Consider the following 26,096-nt stretch of genomic DNA (forward strand, 5'->3'; position numbering starts at 1 on the left):
ACCTCTGATCCCAACGGGACAACACTGAACAGCCGCCACCGCATCCGCGACGGTAGATCAACTAGTCTGGCGACCAGAACCGGCGCATATCCGGCCAGATGGGGACAGCCGGGCGTGTTCCGGGCTCAGAACCTGAACACTTCCTGACGACGTACCACGTTGTAATGCTCTTTGCAGTCGAAGAAAGCGGAGACGACAGGATGCTGGACAGGCGCACATTCCTCTACGGCACAGGCCTCACCGCCGGCGCCGTGATGCTCGGCGCGTGCTCCTCGGGTGAGGGTGAGCAGACCGCACAGCCCAAGGCGGGCAAGTCTGCAGCAAGCTCGGGGAAGGGGTCGGAGCGCAAGCCGCTCTCGCCGCCCAAGAAGCTCACCGAGGCGCCGATGCTGGCCGACCAGGTGAAGGCCGGCAAGCTTCCCGAGCTGGCAAAGCGAGTTCCTTCCAGCCCGTACGTCGTACCACACAAGTGGCTGGAGCCGGCGAAGTACGGTGGCAACCTCAACATCCTGGTGCCGGAGACGAACGACCTGCAGATCCTGGAGTACATGTACGGCCACTCCTTGCTGCGGTTCCTCAACGACGCACTGGACATCGGCCCCGGTCTGGTGGAGAACTTCGAGTCGAACGAGGACGCCTCGGAGTGGACACTGCACTTCCGCAAGGGACTGCACTGGTCGGACGGGCAGCCATGGACCACCGCGGACATCATGTTCTGGTGGGAGGACATGGTCCTCAACACCGAACACACCGAGGTCCCACCGGACGAGGCGAAGTCGGGCAAGGGAACGGTCATGAAGATGACCGCGCCGGACGAGAACACCCTGGTGCTCACCTACGACGCGGCCGCGCCGCTCACGCCGATGCGACTCGCTGGATACGTCAACCGTGGTAACGGTTCCACCTGGATGGAGCCCAAGCACTACCTGAAGCAGTACCACCCGCGCTACAACAAGTCCGTCGCGAAGAACTGGGCCAGTGCCGACGGCGAGTTCGAGAAGAAGCGCAACCAGGTACAGACTCCCGGCTGCCCCGTCATGACCGGCTGGGTGCTGAAGTCCTACAAGGAAGGCCGCCAGGCCGTCTGGGAACGCAACCCCTACTACTGGGTGGTGGACCGGGAGGGCCGACAGCTTCCCAACGTCGACCAGATCACCTTCCGTGCCAACAAGGACGTCGAGGTCGGCAAGCTGCAGATCCAGCAGGGCAAGGTCGACTACGTGCACGGGCCGTTCACCGGGCTGACGCTCGGGGACGTGTCGGGGTTCAAGCAGACCCAGAAGCGCAGCGGGATGGACACCTTCTTCTGGGACAGCGGAACCGGCACCGGTTCGATGTTCTTCTTCAACTACGACTACGAGGACCCGAAGATGCGGGCCCTCGTCCGCAAGCCGAAGTTCCGGCAGGCGCTGTCGTACGCATACAAGCGCGAGGACGCCCGCAAGCAGATCTACTTCAACACCGGCGAACTCTCCACCGGGACGATGAGCCCGAAGGCCAAGGAGTACCAGTCCGGCGCCGAAGGTCAGAAGATCTACAAGCAGTGGCGCGACTCCTACGTGAAGTACGACCCTGCCAAGGCGAAAGCGCTGCTTGACGAGCTCGGCGTCAAGGACACCAACGGCGACGGCAAGCGGGAGATGCCCGACGGCAGCCCGCTGGCGATCCGGCTGGACTTTCCGGCCGACACCGGCGACGAGCACCAGCAGAAGAACAACCTGCTCAAGCGGGACTGGGAAGCCGTCGGCCTGACGGTCAAGCTCAACCCGGTCGCGCCGGAAGGCTACGGCGACCAGTGGGCCAACGGCCGCCTGGCGTCCCAGTGCGCGTGGGAGGTCAGCAGCGGACCGGACCACCTCGCCCAGGTCGCCTGGATGGTGCCGGTCGAGTCGAGCCGGTGGGCTCCGCTGGAAGGGCAGATGTACAACCTGCGCGGAACGCCGGCGGAGAAGGAACAGCTTGACGTCGACCCGTTCAAGCGCACGCCGCCGCGGATGGCGCCGGAGAAGGGCGGCCCGATCGAGCGGCTGTGGAAGCTGTACGACCAGGCCAAGCTGGAGCCGGACGAGATCAAGCGGCGCCAGATCGCCTTCCAGATGGTGAAGATCCACATCGACGAGGGCCCGTTCTTCATGGGCACGATCGCCAACACCCCGGCGGTCATGCTGACCCACAAGGATCTGCGCAACGTGCCCCGCAAGGAGAACCTCGCCCAGGGCGGCTTCGTCAACCCGTGGCAGCACCCGACGCCCGCGGTGTACGACCCCGAGACGTACTTCTGGCAGAACCCCGACAAGCACACCACCTGAGGTAACCCACACCGGCCGCGGCCGGGCCTCCCACCGGGGGCCCGGCCGCGTCGCACGTCGCCCGCGCCGAGGACGACGCCGAGGACCAGACCGAGGACCACGTGGCCTTCGGCCTTCCAAGTCGGGCGTTCTGGCGTGTCCGCACAGGGCCCAACCGCCGCAGACTGCTGCCATGAACTCCTTCGTCAGGCAGATCCTGCGGCTGTGGGACGAACCGATCGTCGACTGGGCGGCGGCCGAGACCGCCTTCCACGCGGTGTACGCCGACCCGGTGGTGGTCAACGACGTCAAGCTGGCGGTGCCGGACCTGGTGAGCCGGGCGCTGGCGCTGCAGGAGACCTACGAGGGACGTACGACCGACATCATCGAGTCGTTCGAGTCGGATGGCCGGATCGCGCTGGCGGTCCGGATGCGCGGACGCCACGTGGGCGCCCTGGCCACCCCGCTCGGCCCCGTCGCGCCCACCGGGCGGATGGTGGAGATCCGGGTGGTCGACCTGCTCACCGTGTCCGGCGGCCGGGTCACCGCGATCACCACGTTGTCCGACGAGCTCAGCCTGCTCCGTCAGCTCGACGCCGTGGCGCTCATCTGACCTACAGGGCGTCCCAGTCCAGCACCGGCGCGGCCAGGTCGCGGATGGACGCCAGCAGCCCCAGCCGCGCGGCGCGTACCGCCGGGTCGTCGGCCATCACCAGCACCGCATCGAAGAACGCGTTGACCGGCCCGACCAGCCCACCGACCGCGTCGGCGAACTCGGCCAGGGAGTACTCCGGCCCGAGCGCGTCGGCGACCTTGCCCAGCTCCTGGTGCAGCGCCAGCTCCTCCGGCTCGGTCAGCGCGGCCGGGTCGTAGCCACCCGCCACGTCGGCCGGCACGATCCGCCGCACCCGCTGCAGCGCGGTCACCACGTCACCGAACGCCGGGTCGGACGTACGCCGGGAAAGCTCCCGCAGCGTCTGGTCGGCCAGAGCCGGCGTCCCCGCCAGCGGCAGCACCGCCTGCACCTGGGTGTACTCGTGCCCGGCGTCCAGCAGTTGCTGTTCGTACCGGCGTACGACGAACTCACGCGCGTCGGCCAGCGCCTGGTCCGGCACCTCCACGCCCTGCGCCCTGATCCGCTCGGCGGCCTCGGCCAGCCCACGCTCGACCGTCACCGCGGCGAGGTCGGGCCGGTCGCGCAGGATGCTCACCACACCGAGCGCGGCCCGGCGCAACGCGAACGGGTCGGAGCTTCCGGTCGGGTTGGCACCGACGGCGAACAGCCCGGCCAGCAGGTCCAGCCGGTCGGCCAGCGCCAGCAGGGCACCCGGCCGGGTCGCCGGCAGCGGGCCACCCGCGGTGCGCGGCAGCTCCATGTCGTACAGCGCCGCAGCAACCGCGTCGGTCTCCCCCGCGCGCCGGGAGTACTCCCTGGCCATCGTCCCGGCCAGCGACGTCAGCTCGACGACCATCTGCGAGGCCAGGTCGAACTTCGTCAGCTCACCCGCCCGGGCCAGCGCGGTCGCGTCGTCGCCGGACACCGACACCAGCTCGCCGAGCCGGCCCGCGACGGCCGCGATCCGGTCGGCGCGCTCGGCCATCGAGCCGAGGCGGTTCTCGAACGCCAGCTTGGCCAGGCCCGCGCGGTGCTGCTCCGGCGGCACCTCCAGGTCGGCCCGCCAGAAGAACGCCGCGTCCTCGTACCTCGCCCGCAGCACCGCCTCGTTGCCGGCCCGCACCACGTCGGCGTCGCAGGAACCGTCGGCGACCGCGACGAAGTGCGGCAGCAGGGTGCCGTCGCCCGCACGCACCGGGAGGTAACGCTGGTGCTTGCGCATCACCGTGGTGAGGATCTCCGCCGGCAGGTCGAGGTAGTCGGCCGAGAACGACCCGAGGATCGGCACCGGGTGCTCGACGATGTTGACGATCTCCTCGACCAGGGCGGCTTCGCCCTCCAGGTCGATCACGCCGCCGACCTGCGCGGCGAGCGCCTGGGACGCGGCCACGACGAGCTCGCGGCGTTCGTCCGGGCTGGCGGTGATCTCGTGCCGGCGCAGGAAGTCGAGGTAGCCGTCGGCGGACGGCACGGTGACCACCGGCTCGGCCGCCGTGCGCCGCACCCGGGTCGTCGACCCCGAGGCGAGCGCGGAGACCGCGACCGGGACGGCCTGCTCACCGAGCAGGGCCAGCAGCCAGCGGATCGGGCGGGTGAACGACAGCTTCGGGTCGCTCCAGCGCATGTTGGTGTCGGCGCGCAGGTCGGCCACCAGCGAGCCGAGCAGCTCCGACAGGACCCGCGCCGCGGGCCTGCCGACGTCGGTGCGCACCGCGGCGACGTACTCCGCGCCACCCTGCTCGATCCGGGTCAGGTCGGCGGGGTCCACGCCCTGGCCGCGGGCGAACCCCTGCGCGGCCTTGGTCGGGTTGCCGTCGGCGTCGTAGGCGGCCGAGACCCGCGGCCCGCGTACCGTGCGTTCGGCGTCCGGCTCGTGTGGGGCCACCGCCTCGACGACCGCGACGACTCGCCGCGGCGTGGCGTAGGTGCGTACGTCGCCGTGGGTGAGCCGGGTGCCGGCGAGCCGGCTGGTCAGCCCCTCGCGTACGGCCTCGGCGGTACGGCGTACTTCCGCGTGCGGAAGTTCCTCGGTGCCGAGCTCGAACAGCAGCGTGGCCGGCTCGTCGATCGTCGGGTACGCCGAGTCGTCGGCCGGCGCCTGCGCGAGCGCCGGCGGTTCGACCAGCCCGAGCGGGTTGCCGAGCTCCTCCCGGCGTTCGGCCCACAGCGTGGCGACCTGGCGGGCCAGCGAGCGCATCCGGCCGAATGCGTTCGCCCGCTCGGTGGTGCTGATCGCGCCGCGGGAGTCGAGCACGTTGAAGACGTGGGAGCACTTCAGGACGAAGTTGTGCGCGGGGACCGGCAGCCGCTCGGTGATGCACCGGCGGGCCTCGCCCTCGTAGTCCTCGAACAGCCGCCAGTTGGTGGCCACGTCGGCGTCGTCGAGGTAGTACCGGCTCATTTCGTACTCGGACTGGCCGAACACCTCGCCGTAGGAGATCCCGGGCGCGTAGGCGATGTCCTTGAAGTGACCGACGCCCTGCAGCGCCATCAGGATCCGCTCGATGCCGTAGGTGATCTCCACCGACACCGGGTCGAGGTTCTTGCCGCCGGCCTGCTGGAAGTAGGTGAACTGGGTGATCTCCAGGCCGTCCAGCCAGACCTCCCAGCCCAGGCCCCACGCGCCGAGCGCCGGGGACGCCCAGTTGTCCTCGACGAACCGGATGTCGTGCGCGTCCACGTCGATGCCGAGCGCGCCCAGGCTGCCGAGGTAGACCTCCTGCGGGTCGCCCGGGTCGGGCTTGAGGATCACCTGGAACTGCGTGTGGGTCTGCAGGCGGTTGGGGTTCTCGCCGTACCGCGCGTCGTCGGGGCGGACACTCGGCTCGACGTACGCCACCCGCCACGGCTCCGGGCCCAGCACCCGCAGGATCGTGGCAGGGTTGTACGTACCCGCGCCGACCTCGGTGTTGAAGGGCTGCACGATCATCGCGCCGCGCTCGGTCCAGTAGTTCGTCAGCGCGAGGAGCGCGTCCTGCATCGTCACCACAGTTGCCACGCGGACCACCCTATGGTGTGTCGCGGTGCGAGCCGTCGACCGGGACGCCGCGCCCGGACCCGCCGTCGGCATCCGTGGTCAGGAGATCGTCCGGGAAGGCGTAGAAGCGGAGCGCGACCGCCCGGACCTCGCCGTCGCCGTCCCGTCCGTCCTCGGCTCGGAGGAGCTGGTAGCGGTCCAGCAGCTCGAGGTACTCGTCGGCGAACCGCCGCAGGTCGGACTGGGACAGCACGAGCCGTGCCCGCGAGCCCTGGGCCCACGGCCCGAACCGCTCCGGATGCCGGAACGCCCGACGAAACAGCTTCAGCTCGTGCGCGAGTTTCGCGTCCCAGAACGCCTCGAACCGGGGCCGGTCCGCCTCCGCGATCTCCTCCGGTCGCGGGGCGCGCAGGTTGAGCGGGACGTCCCGCCAGCCCTGCCCGGAAGCCTCGACGTAGCCGGCTCGGGACAGCTCACGCAACGTCGCCCGTACCTCCTCCCGCGACAGCTTCGCCGCGGCGGCCAGCTCGTCCGTGGTCATCACCCTCGTGCCCAGCAGGGTGAGCAGGCGCTGCGCGCTCGGGTTGCCCACGATGAGCTCGATGTCGCGGACGGTCAGCTCCCGCGAGGCCACGCCCGCGGTGACGATGGTGCGCGCCCGTACGGCCAGCAGGACCGCGATCGGGACCTCGATCAGGACGGCGGTGCCCAGCGACAGCCACCGGTCGGAGCTGTTCCAGTCGAGTACGACGTCGAACCACGCGTCGCAGCACAGCAGCGCGGCCGTGGCCACCAGGATGGGCACCGCCGCGCGGCGACGCCGCCAGCCGAACCACGCCGCCAGGCCGAGAAGGATCACCAGGGCCAGGTCGAAGCCGACCCAGGCCAGCCGCCAGTGCCTGGTTTGGTACTGGTCGGGCAGGCTCACCAGCAGGAAGCCGATCCAGGGGACGAGGGCGACCGCCGCCACGACGAGGAAGAGGAGCAACGGTCGACGTTTCACGGGACCACGGTAGGCCGCGAATGCGAATGCCGCTCGCCACGCCGGGCGCGCTCCGCCGGGCCGTCACGTCACGTACATTCACCACGTATGGGACGTCTCGAACCACTCGTGGGGCGTGTCGACCTGCGTCCCGCGCAGGACGTGGCTGGACCCCCGGGAACACGCGGACCGGTCGGCGCGGCCGAGCGTCACCTGGCTCCCGACCTCGCCCGGGGCGCGATGCTGTTGGTCATCGCGCTGGCCAACGCCCCGATCCTGCTGTACGACCGGCCGCTGAGCCTGCGCGGTCACCTCGCCGAGCCCGGCTGGGCGGACCGGCTGGTGACCTTCGCGACCACGGCGTTCGTCGACGGCCGGGCGTACCCGATGTTCGCCGCGCTGCTCGGCTACGGCGTCGTGTCCCTCGTCCGCCGGCAACTCGACGCGGGCACGACCCACGCCGCCGTCCGCCGGCTGCTGCGCCGACGGCACCTCGCCCTGCTCGGCATCGGTCTCGTGCACGCGGTGGCACTGCTCTCCGGTGACGTCCTCGGCGCGTACGGCCTGGCCGGGCTGGTGATCGTTGCCCTGCTCGCCATGAGCGACGGCCGCCTGCTGCTCACCGCCGGGCTGCTCGGGATCCCGTTCCTCGCTGTGGGGGCGACGTACGGCGTGCCACCCGAACCCGGTGTCGCCTACCTGCCGTCGGCCGCCGAGCCTTCGCCGCTGACAGCCGCCGCGCTCCGCCTGGGCGAGTGGCTGCCGGCCACCCCGGTCAGCGCGCTCGGCATGCTCGTACCCATCTGCCTGGGCGTGTGGGCCGGCCGGCGCGGATACCTCGACCAGCCGGACCGGGACCAGCAGGACCGGCACGCGCGGACGCTGCGGTGGGCGGCCTGGCTCGGCATCGGCGTGGGCGTGCTGGGCGGCGTCCCGTTCGCGCTGGTCGTGGCCGGGGTGTGGCCGACCGCCTCGCTGGGCGTCGATCTGGGACTCGCGGTGCTGCACACCGGGACCGGCGTGGCGGGTGGCCTGGGGCTGGCTGCCCTCGCCGGGCTGGTCGCGGCCCGGACCGCCCGCCGTGGCCGGGACGTCCCGGCGCCGGACCCGGCGCCGGTCCCGGGGCTGATCTCGGCGCTGATCTCTGGGCTGGCGGCCTGCGGCGCGCGGTCGCTGTCGTGCTACCTCGCCCAGTCGGTCGTCCTGGTCCCGCTGCTGTCGCCGTGGGCTCTCGGGCTGGGCGCCCGGCTGGGCAGTGCCGCGACGGCTCTGCTGGCCGTGGCGACCTGGCTGGCGACGGTGCTCGGCTCGGCCTGGCTGGCCCGGCACGGCCGGCGTGGCCCGGCGGAGGTGGTGCTGCGCCGGGTCGTCTACGGCCGGGCCTCCAGCGCCAGGTCGTAGTTGACCCACTCCCGCCGGGTGCGGAAGCCGAGGCGTTCGTACAGACCGAGGGCGCCGGTCGGGTTGACCGAGTCCACCCCGAGCGAGGCCTCGTCGAACCCGGCGTCACGGGCCGCGACCAGGGTGCGGCTGAGCAGCGCGCGGGCGGCGCCGCGGCCGCGGTACTCCCGCCGGGTGCCGACCTGACCGATGTAACAGTCACGGACGCCGGTGGCGGCGGTGTCGGCTTCGTACTCGTAGCTGAGGACGTACGACGCGATCCGGTCCCCGTCCAGCAGCAGGTGGGACGTCGCGCCCCGGAACGACCGCGACCCGGTCATCCAGATCCGCCACACCTCCTCGTCCCGCGGCTGGAAACCCCAGTGGTCGAGGAACGCCTCGTTGTGCGCGGCTCGCAGCGCGGCGTCGAGGTCGGGCCGGAACGTGGTGAGCGTGAGGCCTTCGGGGATCTCCGCGGCCGGGATGGGTTCGGCCAGCACGCGCTGCATCCCGAAGAAGTAGCGGGCGGGCGCGAAGCCGGCCCGCTCCAGCATCGTGCGCGCACCGGTGTTGCCGGCACCGGTCCCGGTGGTGAGCAGCCCCGGCACCTCGGGGTTCTTCTGCGTGTGCGCCTGCCGGCCGCGGTCGCACATCCAGTCCACCAGCCGCGTGCCGAGGCCGCGGCGCCGCCACAACGGGTGCACCGCGCCTTCCAGCCGGATCCGGTCCGTCTCCTGGGCGCCCGACCGGGCGTGCACCACGGCGTAGCCGACCATCTGCTCGCCGTCCCACAGCGCGCGGGTGTCGTCGGCGGCGCTGAGCGTGGCGTCGGACATCTCCTCGGCGAGGTCCTCCGCGTCGTAGTGCTCGCCCTGGTCGTCCACGATCTCCACGGCCCGCAGCAGCTCCACCCAGGCGGGCAGGTCGCCGGAGCCGATCGGCCGGGCCGAGAGGTCGTCCCAGCCCCGCTTCGGTCCGGCCTCGGTGGGTACGTCGGCGTTCATGGTCGGCAGGGTACGGCCGCGCGCCCCCACCGGGCGCGGGGTTTTCCGCTTGCCGCGGCCCCGACCGGCCTACAGTCCACACGGACTGTCCGTACGTCTTCGGAGCGCGGACTGGCAGACCGGCTCCGGCTTGATGTCAACTATGAGTTGGCGATGCGGGAGGCCGAGCCGGCGCGGACCGCCGCGCTCGCCGACGACATCGAACGCGGCACCGTCGAGTGGCCCACCGAAACCGATCCGGAAACCGACGATCCGGAAACCGAGGAGACGACCGGATGAACGGATCGAACGCGAGACACTCCGCAGCCAGCGGGGCAGGCGGGTCGGCCGGTGGACCCAACGGACCCGGTGGCGCGTCCGGCGAGGTGGACAGGCCCTGGCCGGCCCTGGCCGCCCTGTGCGCGGGCTTCTTCATGATCATGCTGGACACCACGATCGTGAACATCGCGATCCCGGCCATGATCAGGGGCCTGAACGCCAGCCTGTCCGAGGTCATCTGGATCAACAGCGTCTACCTGCTCACCTACGCCGTACCGCTGCTGCTCACCGGACGGCTCGGCGACCGGTTCGGACCGAAGCGGCTCTTCCTCGGCGGGCTGGTCGTCTTCACCCTGGCCTCGGCCGCCTGTGGGTTCGCCGGCAGCGCTGCCGTGCTGATCGCGGCCCGGGCGGTTCAGGGTCTCGGCGCGGCCGCGATGACGCCGCAGACGATGGCGTTCATCACCCGGCTGTTCCCGCCCAGCAAGCGGGGCGCCCCGATGGGTCTGTGGGGCGCGGTGGCCGGCGTCGCCACCATCACCGGCCCACTGCTCGGCGGGGTCCTCGTCCAGACGCTCGGCTGGGAGTGGATCTTCTTCGTCAACGTGCCGATCGGCGTCCTCGCCATCACGGCGACGATCTTCCTCGTGCCGGACTGGCAACCGCGGCACAGCCACCGCTTCGACCCGATCGGCATCGCGCTCAGCAGCGTCGGGCTCTTCTGCGTGGTCTTCGGGCTGCAGGAGGGTCAGCGCTACGACTGGGGCACGATCGCCGGCCCGGTCACCGTGCCCGAGATCATCGGCGCGGGCGTACTCCTGCTGGTGGCGTTCGTGGTGTGGCAGCGGGTCAACCGGAACGAGCCACTGCTGCCGTTGGGGGTGTTCGGGCACCGCAACTTCTCCATGTCGAACCTCGCCAACATCACCGTGGGCTTCACGATGGCGGGGATGTTCCTGCCGCTGGTGATCTACATCCAGTCGGTGCTGGGCTACTCCGCGATCATGTCCGGGCTGATCACCGCGCCGTTGTCGTTCGTGTCCGGGCTGGTCGCGCCGTTCGCGGGGCGGATGTCGGACCGGATCAGCGGGAAGTGGATCGTCGCCGGCGGCATCGCGACGTTCGCGCTCGGCATCTTGATGCTGACCATGCTGGCGCGCTACGACAGCACCGGCTGGACGTTCACGCCGGCCTTCGTGGTCGCCGGACTCGGTGTCGGCTGCATCTTCTCCCCGCTGGCCAACCTCGCCACCTCGGGCCTGGACCCGCGGCTGATCGGCGCCGGCTCGGGGATCTTCAACACCTCCCGGCAGGTCGGCAGCGTGATCGGGAGCGCCGCCATCGGGGTACTGCTGCAGGCCCGGCTCGCCGTCGAGCTACCGGCCCAGGCGGCGGCCGCTGCCGCGAAGCTGCCCGCCCCCTACCGCGGGCAGTTCGAGCAGGGTTTCGCCAAGGCTGCTGCCGGCAACGGCGACTTCTCCGCCGCCGCCCGGACCCCGCTGCCGCCCGGCATCCCGGCCGCCGTTGCCGACCAGTTGCGCCGGCTCGGCGCGAGCGTGTTCGACCACGCGTTCACGGCCGCGATGCGGACCACGCTGCTGCTCCCGGTGGTCGTACTCGCCGCCGGTGTGGTCGCGTGCCTGGCGATGCGCCCGCGCGCCCACGCGGCCGGGCGGCACCGGGCGACCAGCGAGGCCGACGCACCGGCCCGCTCGAGGTGAGCACCGGCGACGATCACCGGATGATCGATCCCACCGAGGCCGACCACCTGCTGAGCCTCACCGGTGCGCGGACGGGCCACTTCGGCCTGGAGTCGGGCTTCCACGGCGACGTCTGGCTGGACGACCTGGACGGAATCTTCCGGCGGCCGGGCGATCTCGCGCCCCACGTGGCGGCCCTTGCCGGCCGACTCCGGGCGTACGACCCGGGTGCGGTCTGTGGCCCGCTCACCGGCGGCGCCTTCCTCGCACAACTCCTCGCGCGCGAGCTCGACGTGGAGTTCTGCTGGACGGAGCGAGCGCGCGCACCCGAGTCCGGCGTGCTCTTCTCCGCGGAGTACGCCCTGCCGGACGGCACTTCCCTGGCGGGTCGCCGGGTCGCGGTCGTCGACGACGTGGTCAACGCCGGTTCGGCGGTACGCGCGACCCTGGACAGCGTGACGGCCGGCGGCGGGGAGCCAGTGGTGGTGGGTGCGCTGCTCCTCCTCGGGCCGCCGGACAGCCGGCCGACGAGCTTCGGCCGGTGCCGCGTCGAGGCGCTCGCCCAGGCCGACAGCAACCTGTGGGAGCCGGCGGCGTGCCCGCGCTGCGCCGCCGGCGAGCCGCTCACCGCCCTGCCGACCTGACCGGGCCAGGGCCCTGGGTCGGACGCCGGGAACTAGCGGCCGGTGCCGCCGTAGACGACGGCCTCGACCTCGGTGGCGTCCAGGTCGAACGCGTGGTGGGCCGCCGCCACCGCGGCGTCCACTCCGTCCTCGTCGACCACGACCGACACCCGGATCTCGGAGGTGGAGATCATCTCGATGTTGACGCCCGCCTCCGAGATCGCCTGGAAGAACCGCGCCGCCACCCCGGGGTTGGTGCGCATCCCGGCGCCGATCAGCGACACCTTGCCGATCCGGTCGTCGTAGAGCAGCTGCTCGTACCCCACGGTGTCCTTGATCTTGGCCAGCGACGTCATCGCCTGCTGGCCGTCGACGCGGGGCAGGCTGAAGGAGATGTCGGTACGGCCGGTGGCCACGCCGGAGACGTTCTGGACGATCATGTCGATGTTGATCTCGGCGTCGGCCAGCGTCTTGAAGATGTGCGCCGCCTCGCCCACCTTGTCGGGGACGGCCACCACCGTGATCTTCGCCTCGGTGCGGTCGTGCGAGACCCCGGAAATGATCGGTTGTTCCATCTCGGCCTCCTCGGTGGGGTCCGGTGTGTCGGTGACATGGGCGCGCCGGGCGGTCTCGACGACCTCCGGATCGGCGACCCAGGTGCCGACCTTGTTGCTGAACGACGACCTGACGTGGATCGGAATCTGGTAGCGGCGGGCGTACTCCACACACCGCAGGTGCAGGATCTTGGAGCCGCAGGCCGCCATCTCCAGCATCTCGGAGTAGCTGATGCGCGGGATCCGGCGGGCGGTCGGCACGATCCTCGGGTCGGCGGTAAAAACCCCGTCGACGTCGGTGTAGATCTCGCACACGTCGGCGCCCATCGAGGCGGCCAGCGCCACCGCGGTGGTGTCGGAGCCGCCGCGGCCGAGAGTGGTGATCTCCTTGGTGTCCTGGGAGACGCCCTGGAAGCCGGCCACGATCGCGATCGCGCCCTCGTCCAGCGCCTGCCGGATCCGCCCCGGCGTGACGTCGATGATCTTGGCGCGCCCGTGTTGGGAGGTGGTGAGCACGCCGGCCTGGCTGCCCGTGTAGGACTTCGCCACCTGGCCCAACTGCGCGATCGCCATCGCCAGCAGGGCCATCGAGATCCGCTCACCCGCGGTGAGCAGCATGTCGAACTCCCGCGGCGGCGGGAGCGGGGTCACCTGCTGAGCGAGATCGGTGAGTTCGTCGGTCGTGTCGCCCATGGCCGAGACGACCACGACGACGTCGTGGCCGGCCTTCTTGGTCGCCACAATGCGTTGCGCGACTCGCTTGATGCCTTGGGCATCGGCCACCGACGACCCGCCGTACTTCTGCACGACAAGGCCCACGGGACGCTCCTGCTCAGCGGATAGGACTCCCGCACCGGTAGGGCACCGGCCGGGACGGCGGCGTGCGCGGCACCACCGGTCTGCTGACCGGGGCCGGTCACGGCGGACAGTCTAGCGAGCTGCCCACCAGGCGGTCAGGGCGTCCAAATGTCGAGAGTGCCCAGAGGTACGGGACACAGGGCGGCGGCCGCGATCGACAGGGCGGGACAGCAGGCACGTCCTAGGATGCCTGCGTGACGACCACCGCCCCCCGGCGCACGGCCGCCGCCCCGGCCCCGCCCGGGCGGCTACGCGGGCTCGTCCGCACCTGCCGGCCCCGGCAGTGGGTCAAGAACCTCCTGGTGCTGGCCGCCCCGGCGGCGGCCGGCGTCCTCGGCCGGCCGAGCGCGGTGCTCGACGTCGCGCTGGCGTTCGTCGCCTTCTGCCTGGCGGCCAGCGGCACCTACCTCGTCAACGACGCCCGCGACGCGGTGGCCGACCGGGTGCACCCGCGCAAGCGCAGCCGTCCGGTGGCCGCCGGGATCGTGCCCGTCGGACTCGCGTACGCGCTGGGTGTCACGTTCCTGGTACTCGCGGTCGCGTTGTCCCTGCTCACCGGCGGCTGGGAGCTGGCCGCGGTGATCGCCGCGTACGTCGCCCTCACCACCGCCTACTCGCTGAGCCTGAAGCACGTGGCGATCGTCGACCTGGTGAGCGTCGCCGCGGGATTCGTGCTGCGGTCCGTCGCGGGCGCGGCGGCGGTACACGTCGAGGTGTCCAGCTGGTTCCTCACCGTGGCCACCCTGGGGTCACTGTTCGTGGTCGCCTGCAAGCGGGAGGCGGAGCTGCGCAACGCCGGCCTGCGCAACCCCGAGCTCGGCGAGTCCCGGCTCACGCTGCGCCACTACACCCGGGAGTTCCTCGGCTACGTCCGGGCCACCACGTCCGGGGCCCTGCTGGTGGCGTACTGCCTGTGGGCGTTCGAACTCCACGAGGGGCTGTCGAAGGTCGCGTTCGGGCTGTCGATCGTGCCGTTCGCGGTGGGGATCCTGCGGTACGCGATGCTGGTCGACGGCGGTTCGGGCGAGGCGCCGGAGGAGATCGTCTTCGACGACCGGATGCTGCTGGTGTCCGGGCTGCTCGTGGTCGCCTGCCTCGGAGTGGGTGTCTATGCGTTCTGAGGAACCGCGGCTGCTCACCGGCTGGGGGCGTACGTCCCCCACGGCCGCGCGGGTGCTGCGTCCCCGGTCGGCGGAGGAGGTGGCCGCCGCCCTGGCCGACCCGCCCGGGCGGGGGGTGATCGCCCGCGGTCTCGGCCGCTCCTACGGCGACGCCGCCCAGGACGCCGGCGGCCTGGTCCTCGACTGCACCGGCCTCGCGCCGTCGCGCACCATCGACGCCGAGCACGGCATCGTCAGCGCGTCCGCCGGGCTGAGCCTGGACCAGCTGATGCGCGACCTGCTGCCGCTCGGCTGGTTCGTCCCGGTGACCCCGGGCACCCGGCACGTCACCGTGGGCGGGGCCGTCGCCGCCGACGTGCACGGCAAGAACCACCACGTCGACGGCTCGTTCGGCTCGGCCCTGGTCGACCTCACCCTGGCGCTGCCCGGCGGCAAGCTCGTCGTCGTCACACCCGAGAACGACCCGGAGCTGTTCTGGGCGACCGTCGGCGGGATGGGGCTGACCGGGGTGGTCACGGCCGCGACGTTCCGGTGCCTGCCGGTACGCACGTCCCGCATGGTCGTGGACACCGAGCGCGCCGCCGACCTCGACGAGGCGCTCGCGGTGATGGCCGGCACCGACGACCGGTACCACTACACCGTCGCCTGGATCGACCTGCTGGCCCGCGGCGCCGCGACCGGCCGCAGCGTGCTGACCCGGGGATCGCACGCCGACCCCGACCTGCTCGGGCGCTCGGCGGCCCGGGACCCGCTGGGGTTCGCGCCGCGCTCGCCGCTGGCCGCCCCGCCGTGGGTACCGTCCGGACTGCTCAACCGGGCCTCGGTACGGGCGTTCAACGAACTGTGGTTCCGGAAGGCGCCGCGCGAGCGCCGTGGCGAGGTCACCTCGATCCCTTCCTTCTTCCACCCGCTGGACGGGGTGCGGGGGTGGAACCGGCTGTACGGGCGGCACGGGTTCGTGCAGTACCAACTGGTGGTTCCGTTCGGCGCCGAGGACACGCTGCGCTCGGTCGTACGGGATCTGTCCCAGGCGGGGGTGGCGTCGTTCCTGGCCGTCCTGAAGCGGTTCGGCCCGGGCAACCCCGCGCCGATGTCGTTCCCGATGCCCGGCTGGACGCTGGCCCTGGACATCCCGCTCGGCGACCGGCGGCTGCCGGACATGCTGCGCGACCTCGACCTGCGGGTGGTCGGCGCCGGTGGGCGCGTCTACCTCGCCAAGGACTCCACCCTGCGCACCGACCTGCTGCCCGCGATGTATCCGCGGCTGCCCGCCTGGCGGGCGGTCCGGGCGCGGGTCGACCCGGACGGCGTGCTGCGTTCCGACCTCGCCCGGCGGCTCGGGCTGTGACCCTGTGTCTCTGTGACCCTGTGTCTCTGTGACCCTGTGACCCTGTGACTCTGTGACTGTCGAAAGCGCACGAAGGAGATCGTCGTGAAGAACGCCGTGGGCGGCGTGGACACCGTTCTGCTGTTCGGTGGCCGCAGCGAGATCGGCCTGGCCGTCGTCCGCCGCCTGGTCGAGGGCGGCGCCCGCTCGGTGCTGCTCGCCGTCCGCGGCGGCAAGCCCGACCCGGACGCCGTGGCCCGGTTGCGGGAGTGCGGGGCGACGCTTGTCGACGGACTGGAGTTCGACGTCACCCGCCCGGACACCCACGAGGCGGTGGTCGAGGCGGCCGCCGCCCGGCTGGGCGACCTGGACGTCGTGATCGACGCGGCCGGCGTGCTCGGCTCCACCCCGGCGTACGAACAGGATCCGGAGAGCGCCGCGGACGCCGCGGTGGTCAACTTCGCCGGGCACGTCAGCCTCGGGCTCGCGGTCGCCAACCGGCTGCGCGGCCAGGGACACGGGACGCTGGTCGTGCTGTCGTCGGTGGCCGGAGTCCGGGTCCGCCGGGCCAACTACGTCTACGGCGCGGCCAAGGCCGGGCTGGACGGGTTCGCGCAGGGACTCGGCGATGCGCTCGCGGGTTCCGGCGCGCGGGTGATGGTGGTCCGGCCCGGCTTCGTGCGTACCCAGATGACCGAGGGGCTCCCGAACGCGCCGTTCGCCACCGGGCCCGAGGAGGTCGCGCAGGCGGTGGTCACCGGGCTCGCGCAGGGCCGGGAGACGGTGTGGGCGCCGGCCAAGCTCCGTCTGGTGTTCGGCGTACTCCGTCTCGCCCCGCGCGCGGTCTGGCGCCGGCTGCCCGGCTGACCGTTGCTCTTCCCGGCCCCGACTGCCGCCGCGGCTGCCCGCACGGTCCGCGACCTGGGTAGATTGCGGCGGGTGAGGCCGGTCAGGATCCTGTCGACACTGTGGGGGCGCTTCGAGGTCGCGCTCGCCGAGGTGGCGAAGTTCGGGACCGTGGGTGCCGCCGCCGCGGCCGTCGACATCGCCGGATCCAACCTGCTGCGGTTCGGCGTCGGCATGGAGCCGCTCACCTCGAAGGCGCTCTCGGTGACCCTGGCCGCGACGGTCGCCTTCCTCGGCAACCGGTTCTGGACCTGGCGGCACCGGGCGCGGCACAGCCTGGCCAAGGAGTACCTCCTCTACTTCGCGCTGAACGCCGTCGGCCTGGCGATCGCGCTCGCGGTGGTCGGCTTCACCTACTACGTTCTGCGACTACACGGACCGCTCGCGTACAACCTGTCCGCCAACGTCGTCGGGCTCGGGCTGGGCACGTTGTTCCGCTTCTGGTCGTACCAGAGGTGGGTGTTCCTGCCGCCGGAGCTCCCGCCGGTCGATCCGCACACCGGGCTGCCGGTGCCCACCGAGGGCGAGCCCGATGCCGAGGGCGAGCCCGAACGCGCCGGAAGAGGGAGTCAGGGGTGAGCCGGGCGACCGAGGAGTCCAACCGCCGGATGCTGCGTGCCCGGGACGCGATGGACCGCTCGTACGCCGAGCCGCTCGACGTCGCCGAGCTGGCCCGGATCGCGCACGTCTCGCCGGCGCACTTCATCCGGACATTCCGGGCGACCTTCGGGGAGACCCCGCACCGCTACCTGCAGCGCCGCCGGGTGGAGCGCGCGATGTTCCTGCTCCGCGAGACCGACGCGCCGGTGACAGAGATCTGCTTCGCGGTCGGCTTCGGCAGCCACGGCACCTTCAGCCGGACGTTCCGGGACATCGTGGGCCAGTCGCCCTCGGAGTACCGCGCTCAGTCGCCCCGGCTGGGCGCCCCCTCGTGTTTCGTACGGGCGTGGACCCGGGTGAGTAGTGAGCAGTTTCGGAGAAGCGGCCGTACGCCGGGCTCCGTAGGTTGAGGGGCATGTTCAACACCACGCGAATTTCACAGATCTTCGTCCTCGACCAGGACGAGGCCCTCGACTTCTACGTCGGCAAGCTCGGACTCGAGGTCAGCGCCGACATCGATCTCGGCTTCATGCGCTGGCTGACCGTGCGCGTCCCCGGCGACGGCGACCGGGAGATCCTGCTGGAGAAGCCCGGCCCGCCGTCCCACGACGAGGCCACCGCCGCGCAGATCCGGGAACTCGTCACCAAGGGCGCGCTGGGATTCACCGTCGGCTTCACCACCGACGACTGCCAGAAGACGTACGAGACCCTGCGGGCCAAGGGGGTCGAGTTCACCGACGAGCCGACCGATCGGGACTACGGCATCGACTGCGGCGCGCGGGACCCGTTCGGCAACCACTTCCGGTTCGTACAGCACAAGACGCCGACTTCCTGAAGAGGCAAGAACTGCGCGGGCCGACCGAGGTGGGCGATGTGGAGCCCCACTCGGTCGGCCCGTTGCCGTTGCCGGTCGGCGTCGGTCAAGCGTCTGTCGACGTCGGACGGTCAGGCGGTTTCCTCGCGGGCGGAGTCCAGGCGGGCGTGCGCGATGACCGAGTGCAGCGCGCGGAGAACCGCGCCCGCCTCGGCTCCCCAACTGGACAGGTAGGAGAACTGCCACCACCACAGGGCCTCGTCGATCCGGCCGGCCCGGTGGTGCTTGAGCCCGTGGACGAGCGCGGCCGCGATCCCGGCGAGGTCGTCGGACAGCCGGCCGTTGAGCAGCTCCGGCGGCTGGGCGTAGGGGTCGAACACCTCGGTGTAGACGTCGACGTCGGTGAGAAGGTAGCCGAGCCGCTCGCGCAACTCGTCGAGGTCGGGGTCGGGCCCGATGTCGGGTTCGAACCGCTCGACGGGTACGACGTCGCTGATAGCGCCCAGCCGGCCACCGGCCAGCATGAGCTGGCTCACCTCGAGCAACAGCATGGGCACGCCGGTCGCGAGGTCCTCCGCCCGGGCGATCTCGCGCAGGGCGATGAGGAAGCTCTCCACCTGGTCGGCGATCTCCTGCGCGAAGTCCTCCACCTCGCTGGGTGGCGTCTCGCTGGTGGTCGCCTCGTCGAACCCAGCGGTCTTCATCTCACTTCCCCCCGTCTGCGTCTGGACCTCCATACCGGCCTTCGGGCCGGCCGCGGCGTCGGCTTCCGCGACGCCGCGCGATGCACGCGGGCCGGTGTGCGGGCGCCGCGCCGACTGCTCGGCGCGCAGGCCGTTCACGTCAGGTCGGCCGTTCACGTCAGGCATCGAGCAGTCTCCTTCCTTCGAACGCCCGTCCGAGGGTGACCTCGTCGGCGTACTCCAGGTCGCCGCCCACCGGCAGACCACTGGCGAGGCGGGTCACCCGCAGACCCATGGGACCCAGCATGCGCGCGAGGTAGGTCGCCGTCGCCTCCCCCTCGAGATTCGGGTCGGTCGCCAGGATGACCTCCTGCACCGTCCCGTCGGCCAGCCGCTGCATGAGCTCCCGTACCCGCAGGTCGTCCGGCCCGATGCCTTCGATCGGGCTGATCGCACCGCCGAGAACGTGATAACGACCGCGGTACTCCCGGGTGCGCTCGATCGCCACGACGTCCTTCGGCTCCTCCACCACGCACAGCACCGTAGGGTCCCGGCGGGTGTCGCGGCAGATGCGGCAGCGTTCCTCCTCGGCGACGTTGCCGCATTCCTCGCAGAAGCGCATCTTCTCCTTGACCTGGACGAGCACCTCGGCCAGTCGGCGGACGTCGATCGGGTCGGCGGCGAGCAGGTGGAACGCGATGCGCTGGGCGCTCTTGGGACCGATCCCGGGCAGCCGACCGAGCTCGTCGATGAGGTCTTGGACCACGCCCTCGTACATGCGTACCTCTGCTCTCTCGCGGCTGTGCGGCTCCCCACCGCTCGGTGCGGACGGCTCGCCGCGTCTCGGCCTAGCCGGGCAGTCCCAGGCCGCCCGGCATCCCGCCGCCGAGGCCCTGGGCCAAAGGTCCCAACTTCTGCGAGGCCAGCTCGCGCGCGTTGTTGGCGGCGTCCCGGACGGCGGCGACCACCAGGTCGGACAGCGTCTCGGTGTCGTCGGGATCGGCCGCCTCGGGCTTGATCTCGATGCCCTGAAGCTCGCCCACGCCGTTGACGGTCGCGGTCACCAGACCGCCTCCGGAGGTGCCCTTGACCTCGGTCTGGGCGAGTTCCTCCTGGGCGGACATCAGGTCCTGCTGCATCTGCTGCGCCTGCTGGAGTAGCTGCTGCATGTCGGGCGTTCCGCCAGGGAACACGATGATCTCCCTCGTCTTGGGCCGCGGAGCTTCTTTCCCGCCGGAAATCTTCCGCCCCGAGACCGCCGTGCGCAGGCCCCGAAAGGACCTCACACGGGCCCTGTTCGAGACGAACCGACCGGCGTACGACGAGCCTACGATGCCGCACCCCCAGGAGGGATGCCGGTCCCTGGGGCTTTCCGGGGCTGGAGCTGATCGCGGGACCTCCCGGAACTCCCGCCCGGTCCACTCACCGCCCGCCCAGCGTTTTGTCCACAACCGCCTCACCGGCGAGTTTCTCCACGGCCCGCGAGCGGCCCACGCTCCCGGCCCGCCACTCCCCCGAGCATGAGTCGCGATCGCTCAGGCCCGTCCGCTCTCGGAGGAAAGCCCATGCCGGCCACGCCCTCGCCCACTCGTTCGCCCCTCGCTCGTTCGCTCGCGGCTCACTCGTCCCGCACCGGACCAGACGTCGCCACGCGACCATCCGACACCGGAGCCCACTCGGCCCGGCGTCCACACCTTCGACCCGCGCTACTCACCGCCGCGCTGGGCGCGACTCTCGGCGCCACCGTGTGCATGTTCGGTGTAGCCGTCGCTCCCGTGCAGGCGGCGACCACCGTCCGCGTCGCCGGCGCGATGCCCGACTCGGAGCTTCGGGGAAGCGTGGACCGTTGCGTCGGCGCGCAGGTCCCGTGCGCCACGTGGGCAGGCACCGGCGACGACCACACCGCCCGCCGGCCGCTGGACGGCTTCCTCGTCGGGCCGGTCCCGGCCGGGGTCGGTGCGCTCGTCACCGACTTCGCGTTCGAGTGGGAGGAGGTCGAGCACCGCAGCCGGGTCTGGGAGAGCGGGCCGGACTCGGACGGCGGCTACCACGTCGACCTGACCGTCGACGTGCTGCGCGGGGAGTCCCTGACCAGTGCGAAGGCGCTGCGCGACTACCTCACCGACTACTACGAGCGTGACCCCGCCATCTGGCGGCTCGACGCGTTCAAGCAGCACGGGCAGCCGGGCTGGCACGACGACACCATCGCGTTCTGGCTGGCCGCGCCGGGAGTGGGGGTGGCGGTGAAGGTCGACCGGGAGCGGTTCGGCGCCGGCGACCTGCTTCGCACCGCCTACGGCATCCGACCGGTGACCGACCGCTGAACCTAAGCCTCGCCGCGTTCAGGCTCCTCCGGCCGGGTGTGCCCACCGCGGGTGGTGCCCTCCGGGCCGGAGGGGTCGTCGATCAGCTCCGGCTGCCTGGCGTATCTCGTCTCCGGCATCCGCAACGCCAGCAGCGGACCGAACACCAGGATCGCCGCGGTGGCGCCGAACGCCGACCCGAACGACAGGTTGTCCACCAGTACGCCGGCCACGAGCGGCCCGACGATCGCGCCCAGGTCGGAGGACATCTGGAAGACGGCCACCACCTGTCCGCCGCGCCCATGCATGATGTCGCCGATCACCGCACCCGGGGCGACACCGAGGAAGGCAGCCCCGACGCCGAACAACCCCATCGCGAGGAGGTACGTCGGCACCGTGGAGGACACAGTCACCACCACCATCGCCACGAACGCCACCGACCCGCCGAGGATCATCGCCGGACGACGGCCGGCCTGGTCGGCGACCTTTCCAGCGGACACGAGGGACAGCGCCTGGGCGACCGACCCGACCAGGAAACCGATACCGGTCCAGATCGCGCCGACCTTCAGCCCCTCCACGACGAACAACGGGATCAGGCTCGACCGGACACCGAACAACGCCCAGCCGGTACCGAAGTTGCTGACGAGCGCGGCCTGGTAGGCCCGGTGACGAAACGCCTGCCGCAGGCTCGTCCGGTTCGCCTCGCCGTCCTGCCGGCCGAGTCGCTCGTGCAGGGTCGTGCGCGCCAGCGAGAGGGCTCCGATCGTGCCGGCCACCGCGAGCGTCGCGCCGTAGACGAAGAACGGCAACCGGGGCGAGACCTCGGTGAGCAGGCCGCCGACCACTGGCCCCATCAACCCGCCGACGAGGAACCCCGCCTGGAACAACCCGTTCGCCCGGCCCCGTCTGTCGGCGTCCACGACGCGCAACAGCAACGAGACCGCGGACACGGTGAACATCGCGCTGCCGACACCGCCGACGGCGCGCAGGACGAGGAGTTGGAGGTAGCTCTGGGCAAGGCCCGCCACGGCCGAGGACGCGGCCACGAAGAAGATCCCGGCGAGCATGACGGTGCGCTCGCCCACCCGGTCGACCAGCCGCCCGGCCAGCGGGGCCGACACGAACCTCATCAGTGCGAACGCGGAGATCACCGCGGCGGCCGCGGTGTGGCCGACACCGAAGTCCCGGGCGAACACCGGCAGTGCCGGGGCGACCACCCCGAAGCCGACGGCTACCGCGAACGCGATCGCGGCGAGGACGGCGACCTCGCGCGGCATACCGGCGAACGGATTGGATGGTCTTCGCACAGGCGCAGATGGTCCCACAACGGTAAGGACCGTCGTATCCCGGTGTCGCTGACCGGCCAGTGCACCGCGAGGACAAACCCGCTGGTCAGCGCGAGCTCTTGCCGAAGGCCTGCTCCGCTGAGAGGCCTCTCCCGTTGAGGGGACCTTCCTCTAGTTGAGGGGGATCTCCTCGATCAACTGGGCGCCGAACTCGCGCTCGAGGAGGTCGGTGTGGGACCTCGGGTCGTCGGACAGCGAGTTGTCGGTGTCGGGGTCGACGTCACCGTCGGGATCGTGGGCGGGCTCGGCCGGCCGGGGGGTGTTACCCGCGGCCGCGGCGGCACGGGCCCGGGCGCTGGACATCGGGCGGGATCCGTTCCCCTGGCTGCCGGCGCCGCTCTGACCGGCAGGCGCGCCCCGATCGGTGCCGCCTCTCCGATCGGCGCTGCTCCTCCGATCGGCGGCATCGTTGTGATCGGAGCCGGCGTTCTGCTCGGCGGCGTTCTGCTCGGCAGCTCCCGAGCCGCCCGGGGTGGACACGGCAACGTCGGCCCAGCCGGAGCCGTTGTCCCAGCCGGTGCCCTTGCCCTGCCCGGAAGCGCCCGCCTGACCCGGACCGTCCGGGCGGTCGGCGCCGCCCCGATCGCCGCCGCGGGGTCGGTCACCAGGAGATCGGCCGGCAGTTCGGTCGTCGGCGGCGTGGGTGCGTTCCCCGGCCGGGGACCCGTCGTCGGCTGAGCGTTCTGAGGCAGGCTCGCCGGGTGGGGTGGAGCCCGGCACCGGCGCCGGGCTCGGCCAACCGTCGTCCTGACCGGCCGGGTCTGGTGCGTCCGGAGTCGGCCCGGCGTCGCTGTCGCGGGAGCGGCCGTTCGTGGCAGCCGGTGCACCTCTGCCGTCGTCGGCCGCCTCGCCCCCCGGCCGGGTCGTACGCCCTGAACCCGGGGAGTCGCTGCCGCCACCCCGGCCGGCTGCGGCCCGACCGCCCGGATTGCCGGCGCCGGATGCACCGCCGCGGGGTTCGGCAGCCCCGCCGCCCGGCCCCTGGCCGCCTCTGCCCGAGCCCGAACCGCCCGATCCCGGACCACCTGGTCCCGAGCCACCCGGGCCCGAGCCACCAGAGCCACCCGAGGGGTCGATGATCGCCTCGATCCGCCAGTCGACGCCCAGCACGTCACGCAGCGCCTGCCGCAGCAGTTCGTCGCTGCCGCTGCGGGTAAACGAGTCCCTCGCGCCGGCGTTGACGAGCGCGACCGTGAGGGTGCTGCCGTGCAGGTCGGCGACGTGGGCGTTCTGACTCAGCATCACCCAGCTGAACCGGCGCTTTCCCTTCACCGCCTCGAGGACGTCCGGCCACAGCCGGCGTACGTCGGTGATTCCCAGCGCGCCCGGCGTCCCCGCGCCCGCGGACGCCGCGCCACCCGACGCCGCGCCGTCGGACCCGGCACCACCGGACACCGCAGCGCTCGCGTCCGACTCCGCCGACGTGGATCCACGAGTGTCGGACCCGTCCGGCACAGCTCCACCCGGGGCGGACCCGCCCGTCGGCTCGGTGGACGGCGCGGACACCGACCAACCGGCCTGGTCGACGGACGTGCCGGCGGCCGACGCGTCGGAGGGCTCGTGCGGAGCCTGGGGAGTACCCCAGTCGGCGGCGGCCGCCTCGGCGGCCGAGGGCCGGGCGGGGCCGTCCGACCGCGCGGACTCCGGCTCCCCGGCACCCACCCCGGGATCTTGCGTCGCAGACTCCGGCGGCGGAGCCGCCACCGGAGTGGAGCCGGCGGGCTCGGCCGCCGAGGGCCGAGCGGAAGTTCGTTGCGTGGAGGCCGGTTGCGCTGCGGGGGTGTCCGCGTCGCGGCCGGTGGCCTCGCCCGCCCGGGACGAACGCTCGGTGTTCACGGCGTTGCGCGCCGCGTCGCGCCCGCCGCCCACCGAGGGCCGCTGGCCCGACGGGCCCCTGCCCAGCTGGTCCCTCGCGGCGGCCGCGCCACCGGCCGAGCCGGCCGAACGTGCCGAGCCGGCCGAACCCGTCGACTCTGCCGAACCCGTCGACCCTGCCGACCCCGCCGAACCACTGGGGCCGGCCGCCGACGGCACGTCCTCCCCGCCCGCGATGGACAGCCGGCGTTCGAGCCGGTCGAGCCGGGCGTGCAGACCCTGCTCGCTGTCGTCGACCGCGGGCAGCAGGATCCGCGCGCAGATCAGCTCCAGGTGTAGGCGGGGCGCGGTCGCGCCGCGCATCTCGTTCAGTCCGTCGTTGACCAGGTCGGCGGCCCGGGTGAGCTCCGCGGTGCCGAGACGCGCCGCCTGAGCGGTGAGGCGTTCGGCCTGGTCGGCCGGCCCTTCGAGCAGGCCGCGTTCGATCGCGTCGGGTACCGCCGAGACGATCACCAGGTCACGAAGCCGGCGCAGCAGGTCCTCGGCAAAGCGGCGGGGATCCTGCCCGGACTCGATCACCTTGTCGACGACGGTGAACACACTGCCGCCGTCACCCGCCGCGAGCGCGTCGACCACCTCGTCCAGCAGCGACTCGTGGGTGTAGCCGAGCAGCCCGACCGCCCGGGCGTAGGTCACGCCGTCGTCTCCGGCGCCGCCGATCAACTGGTCGAGCACCGAGAGGGTGTCGCGGACGGACCCGGCGCCGGCCCGGACGACCAGCGGCAGGACGGTCGGCTCGACCGGCACGCCCTCGCGCTCGCACAGGTCGGCGAGGTACTCCTGCAGCAGCTTCGGCGGGACCAGCCGGAACGGATAGTGGTGGGTGCGAGACCGGATGGTGCCGATGACCTTCTCGGGCTCGGTCGTGGCGAAGATGAACTTCAGGTGCTCCGGCGGCTCCTCGACCAGCTTGAGCAGGGCGTTGAAGCCCTGCGTGGTCACCATGTGCGCCTCGTCGACGATGTAGATCTTGTAGCGCGAGGACACCGGTGCGAAGAACGCCCGCTCGCGCAGGTCGCGGGCGTCGTCCACGCCGCCGTGGCTGGCCGCGTCGATCTCGATCACGTCGATGCTGCCGGGTCCGCCGCGGGCCAGGTCGCGGCAACTCTGGCACTCACCGCAGGGCTCGGGAGTGGGACCGACCTCGCAGTTGAGGCAGCGGGCGAGGATCCGGGCGCTGGTGGTCTTCCCGCAGCCACGCGGACCGGAGAAGAGGTACGCATGGTGCACGCGGTTGTTGCGCAGCGCCTGCTGCAGCGGCTCGGTGACGTGATCCTGGCCGATGACCTCGGCGTACGTCTGCGGTCGGTAGCGACGGTAAAGGGCGAGCGGCGCTTCCACGATAGGGACCCTAGCCCGCGCCACCGACGGTCGCGGAGCAGCGGGCCGGCTCGGCGCGGCCGCACCGCGCGCCGGTCACGACGCGAGGCACGTCGAGGGCGGCGGTGGTACGAAAGGACTCCCCGCGCACCCGGTAGAGCTTGCTTACCCTTGCTGCCTTCCGGCCCTGGGGGAGTTGGGCAAGGTACCGCCGCGCGGGGAGCCGCGGAGCAGTCTACGCGAGACCTGCACGACCTCGCTCACCGCCGCCGGGCAAGTCGGGACAGAGCGACTCAGGGCTCTTCAGAGGGCACAACCGCACCCAACCGGCCGTTGTCCACCCCGCCCCCGGTTGGCCCGGCGGACCAGCGAGCGGGTACTGTCTCGCGCGGAGGATTCGCCTAGTTGGCCTAGGGCGCACGCTTGGAAAGCGTGTTGGGAGCAATCCCTCAGGGGTTCGAATCCCCTATCCTCCGCCAGCGCCGACACCCGAGCGTCAGCAGTGAAAGGTCCCGGACCGGAGTTCACCGGCCGGGACCTTTTCGCGTCGCCGCCTGGCAC

The 26,096-nt window shown here is 71.9% G+C and carries 21 protein-coding genes, 1 tRNA gene, 1 other RNA gene and 1 pseudogene; 14 read left to right on the forward strand and 10 right to left on the reverse strand.

What is annotated here, in order from left to right; translation table 11 throughout:
• Positions 1-200: 200 nt before the first annotated feature.
• Entirely contained in the window at positions 201-2,309 is a 2,109-nt protein-coding gene (locus tag F4554_RS28000; RefSeq protein WP_179790522.1) for an ABC transporter substrate-binding protein, read from the forward strand.
• Between the two features lie 172 nt (positions 2,310-2,481).
• Entirely contained in the window at positions 2,482-2,901 is a 420-nt protein-coding gene (locus F4554_RS28005; protein ID WP_179790524.1) for an ester cyclase, read from the forward strand.
• 1 nt (position 2,902) lies between these two features.
• Here F4554_RS28005 and F4554_RS28010 read toward each other — a convergent pair whose 3' ends face one another.
• Together F4554_RS28010 and F4554_RS33305 are read right to left on the reverse strand one after the other, a co-directional pair.
• Positions 2,903-5,902, reverse strand: a complete 3,000-nt coding sequence (locus F4554_RS28010; RefSeq protein WP_337796229.1) for a glycine--tRNA ligase — start codon at positions 5,900-5,902, stop codon at positions 2,903-2,905.
• 10 nt (positions 5,903-5,912) lie between these two features.
• A complete protein-coding gene (locus F4554_RS33305) occupies positions 5,913-6,884 on the reverse strand; it encodes a DprA-like winged helix domain-containing protein (protein WP_179790526.1) in 972 nt (323 codons plus the stop codon).
• 87 nt (positions 6,885-6,971) lie between these two features.
• Here F4554_RS33305 and F4554_RS28020 point away from each other — a divergent pair, with 87 nt between their 5' ends.
• Positions 6,972-8,264 carry a DUF418 domain-containing protein gene (locus tag F4554_RS28020; protein WP_179790528.1) on the forward strand — a complete coding sequence of 431 codons (1,293 nt, stop codon included), beginning with the start codon at positions 6,972-6,974 and terminating at the stop codon, positions 8,262-8,264.
• Here the strand turns inward: F4554_RS28020 and F4554_RS28025 are convergent.
• On the reverse strand, positions 8,234-9,247 hold the full coding sequence (locus F4554_RS28025; protein ID WP_179790530.1) for a GNAT family N-acetyltransferase: 1,014 nt from the start codon (positions 9,245-9,247) through the stop codon (positions 8,234-8,236). The two genes, F4554_RS28020 and F4554_RS28025, sit on opposite strands and share 31 nt — an antisense overlap.
• A 153-nt stretch (positions 9,248-9,400) precedes the next feature.
• Here F4554_RS28025 and F4554_RS33310 point away from each other — a divergent pair, with 153 nt between their 5' ends.
• From F4554_RS33310 to F4554_RS28035, 3 genes are read left to right on the forward strand one after another with little or no spacing between them, the layout of a single operon-like run.
• Positions 9,401-9,526, forward strand: a complete 126-nt coding sequence (locus F4554_RS33310; protein WP_272955918.1) for a hypothetical protein — start codon at positions 9,401-9,403, stop codon at positions 9,524-9,526.
• A complete protein-coding gene (locus F4554_RS28030; protein WP_179790532.1) occupies positions 9,523-11,226 on the forward strand; it encodes a DHA2 family efflux MFS transporter permease subunit in 1,704 nt (567 codons plus the stop codon). The genes F4554_RS33310 and F4554_RS28030 overlap by 4 nt, the downstream gene beginning before the upstream one ends.
• Before the next feature lie 20 nt (positions 11,227-11,246).
• Positions 11,247-11,849, forward strand: a complete 603-nt coding sequence (locus tag F4554_RS28035) for a phosphoribosyltransferase family protein (protein ID WP_179790533.1) — start codon at positions 11,247-11,249, stop codon at positions 11,847-11,849.
• A gap of 32 nt (positions 11,850-11,881) precedes the next feature.
• On the opposite strand, the gene F4554_RS28040 is transcribed toward F4554_RS28035, so the two are convergent.
• A complete protein-coding gene (locus tag F4554_RS28040; RefSeq protein WP_179790535.1) occupies positions 11,882-13,201 on the reverse strand; it encodes an aspartate kinase in 1,320 nt (439 codons plus the stop codon).
• Positions 13,202-13,434: 233 nt separating this feature from the next.
• Between F4554_RS28040 and F4554_RS28045 the strand changes: the two genes are divergently transcribed.
• The 6 genes from F4554_RS28045 (at position 13,435) to F4554_RS28070 (ending at position 18,029) form a co-directional block, all read left to right on the forward strand.
• On the forward strand, positions 13,435-14,361 hold the full coding sequence (locus F4554_RS28045; RefSeq protein ID WP_179790536.1) for a decaprenyl-phosphate phosphoribosyltransferase: 927 nt from the start codon (positions 13,435-13,437) through the stop codon (positions 14,359-14,361).
• Positions 14,351-15,709, forward strand: a complete 1,359-nt coding sequence (locus tag F4554_RS28050; protein ID WP_179790537.1) for a decaprenylphosphoryl-beta-D-ribose oxidase — start codon at positions 14,351-14,353, stop codon at positions 15,707-15,709. Before F4554_RS28045 ends, F4554_RS28050 begins: the two co-directional genes overlap by 11 nt.
• An 84-nt stretch (positions 15,710-15,793) precedes the next feature.
• Positions 15,794-16,555: a decaprenylphospho-beta-D-erythro-pentofuranosid-2-ulose 2-reductase gene (locus tag F4554_RS28055; RefSeq protein WP_179790539.1), complete on the forward strand. Its 762-nt coding sequence runs from the start codon at positions 15,794-15,796 to the stop codon at positions 16,553-16,555.
• A 72-nt stretch (positions 16,556-16,627) separates the two neighbouring features.
• Complete coding sequence (locus tag F4554_RS28060; protein WP_179790541.1) at positions 16,628-17,173, forward strand: GtrA family protein; 546 nt, start codon at positions 16,628-16,630, stop codon at positions 17,171-17,173.
• Positions 17,170-17,604 (forward strand): helix-turn-helix domain-containing protein, encoded by a 435-nt coding sequence (locus F4554_RS28065; RefSeq protein ID WP_179790542.1) that lies wholly within the window; start codon positions 17,170-17,172, stop codon positions 17,602-17,604. Before F4554_RS28060 ends, F4554_RS28065 begins: the two co-directional genes overlap by 4 nt.
• Positions 17,605-17,609: 5 nt before the next feature.
• Positions 17,610-18,029 carry a VOC family protein gene (locus F4554_RS28070; RefSeq protein WP_179790544.1) on the forward strand — a complete coding sequence of 140 codons (420 nt, stop codon included), beginning with the start codon at positions 17,610-17,612 and terminating at the stop codon, positions 18,027-18,029.
• A 110-nt stretch (positions 18,030-18,139) separates the two neighbouring features.
• On the opposite strand, the gene F4554_RS28075 is transcribed toward F4554_RS28070, so the two are convergent.
• From F4554_RS28075 to F4554_RS28085, 3 genes are all read right to left on the reverse strand, one after another.
• Positions 18,140-18,877 (reverse strand): DUF5063 domain-containing protein, encoded by a 738-nt coding sequence (locus tag F4554_RS28075; RefSeq protein ID WP_238341426.1) that lies wholly within the window; start codon positions 18,875-18,877, stop codon positions 18,140-18,142.
• Positions 18,870-19,469, reverse strand: coding sequence for a recombination mediator RecR (gene recR, locus F4554_RS28080; RefSeq protein WP_179790546.1), 600 nt, complete (start codon positions 19,467-19,469; stop codon positions 18,870-18,872). Before recR ends, F4554_RS28075 begins: the two co-directional genes overlap by 8 nt.
• Before the next feature lie 70 nt (positions 19,470-19,539).
• The gene (locus F4554_RS28085; protein WP_202884556.1) at positions 19,540-19,884 is read right to left on the reverse strand and encodes a YbaB/EbfC family nucleoid-associated protein; all 345 of its coding nucleotides are present in this window, start codon (positions 19,882-19,884) and stop codon (positions 19,540-19,542) included.
• Between the two features lie 558 nt (positions 19,885-20,442).
• Between F4554_RS28085 and F4554_RS28090 the strand changes: the two genes are divergently transcribed.
• The gene (locus tag F4554_RS28090) at positions 20,443-21,015 is read left to right on the forward strand and encodes a hypothetical protein (RefSeq protein ID WP_179790548.1); all 573 of its coding nucleotides are present in this window, start codon (positions 20,443-20,445) and stop codon (positions 21,013-21,015) included.
• 2 nt (positions 21,016-21,017) lie between these two features.
• Here F4554_RS28090 and F4554_RS28095 read toward each other — a convergent pair whose 3' ends face one another.
• From F4554_RS28095 to ffs, 3 genes and pseudogenes are all read right to left on the reverse strand, one after another.
• A complete protein-coding gene (locus tag F4554_RS28095; protein WP_179790549.1) occupies positions 21,018-22,271 on the reverse strand; it encodes an MFS transporter in 1,254 nt (417 codons plus the stop codon).
• Between the two features lie 1,551 nt (positions 22,272-23,822).
• Positions 23,823-25,580 (reverse strand): annotated as a pseudogene (locus F4554_RS34180) (DNA polymerase III subunit gamma and tau); the annotation flags it as partial.
• An 86-nt stretch (positions 25,581-25,666) separates the two neighbouring features.
• Positions 25,667-25,763, reverse strand: an RNA gene (gene ffs, locus F4554_RS28105) — signal recognition particle sRNA small type.
• 162 nt (positions 25,764-25,925) lie between these two features.
• Here ffs and F4554_RS28110 point away from each other — a divergent pair.
• Positions 25,926-26,014: transfer RNA gene (locus F4554_RS28110), tRNA-Ser, on the forward strand.
• Positions 26,015-26,096 lie beyond the last annotated feature (82 nt).

Origin of the sequence: Actinopolymorpha rutila (assembly GCF_013407855.1) — a bacterium.
GTDB classification, from domain to species: domain Bacteria; phylum Actinomycetota; class Actinomycetes; order Propionibacteriales; family Actinopolymorphaceae; genus Actinopolymorpha; species Actinopolymorpha rutila.

Bases quoted from the DNA above. Each gene is read 5' to 3' on its own strand.
- F4554_RS28000 (WP_179790522.1), top strand. From the start codon at position 201: ATGCTGGACAGGCGCACATTCCTCTACGGCACAGGCCTCACCGCCGGC.
- F4554_RS28095 (WP_179790549.1), bottom strand. From the start codon at position 22,271: ATGCCGCGCGAGGTCGCCGTCCTCGCCGCGATCGCGTTCGCGGTAGCC.
- F4554_RS28030 (WP_179790532.1), top strand. From the start codon at position 9,523: ATGAACGGATCGAACGCGAGACACTCCGCAGCCAGCGGGGCAGGCGGG.
- F4554_RS28050 (WP_179790537.1), top strand. From the start codon at position 14,351: ATGCGTTCTGAGGAACCGCGGCTGCTCACCGGCTGGGGGCGTACGTCC.
- F4554_RS28005 (WP_179790524.1), top strand. From the start codon at position 2,482: ATGAACTCCTTCGTCAGGCAGATCCTGCGGCTGTGGGACGAACCGATC.
- F4554_RS33310 (WP_272955918.1), top strand. From the start codon at position 9,401: ATGCGGGAGGCCGAGCCGGCGCGGACCGCCGCGCTCGCCGACGACATC.
- recR (WP_179790546.1), bottom strand. From the start codon at position 19,469: ATGTACGAGGGCGTGGTCCAAGACCTCATCGACGAGCTCGGTCGGCTG.
- F4554_RS28035 (WP_179790533.1), top strand. From the start codon at position 11,247: ATGATCGATCCCACCGAGGCCGACCACCTGCTGAGCCTCACCGGTGCG.
- F4554_RS28070 (WP_179790544.1), top strand. From the start codon at position 17,610: ATGTTCAACACCACGCGAATTTCACAGATCTTCGTCCTCGACCAGGAC.
- F4554_RS28025 (WP_179790530.1), bottom strand. From the start codon at position 9,247: ATGAACGCCGACGTACCCACCGAGGCCGGACCGAAGCGGGGCTGGGAC.
- F4554_RS28075 (WP_238341426.1), bottom strand. From the start codon at position 18,877: ATGCCTGACGTGAACGGCCGACCTGACGTGAACGGCCTGCGCGCCGAG.
- F4554_RS28020 (WP_179790528.1), top strand. From the start codon at position 6,972: ATGGGACGTCTCGAACCACTCGTGGGGCGTGTCGACCTGCGTCCCGCG.
- F4554_RS28090 (WP_179790548.1), top strand. From the start codon at position 20,443: ATGTTCGGTGTAGCCGTCGCTCCCGTGCAGGCGGCGACCACCGTCCGC.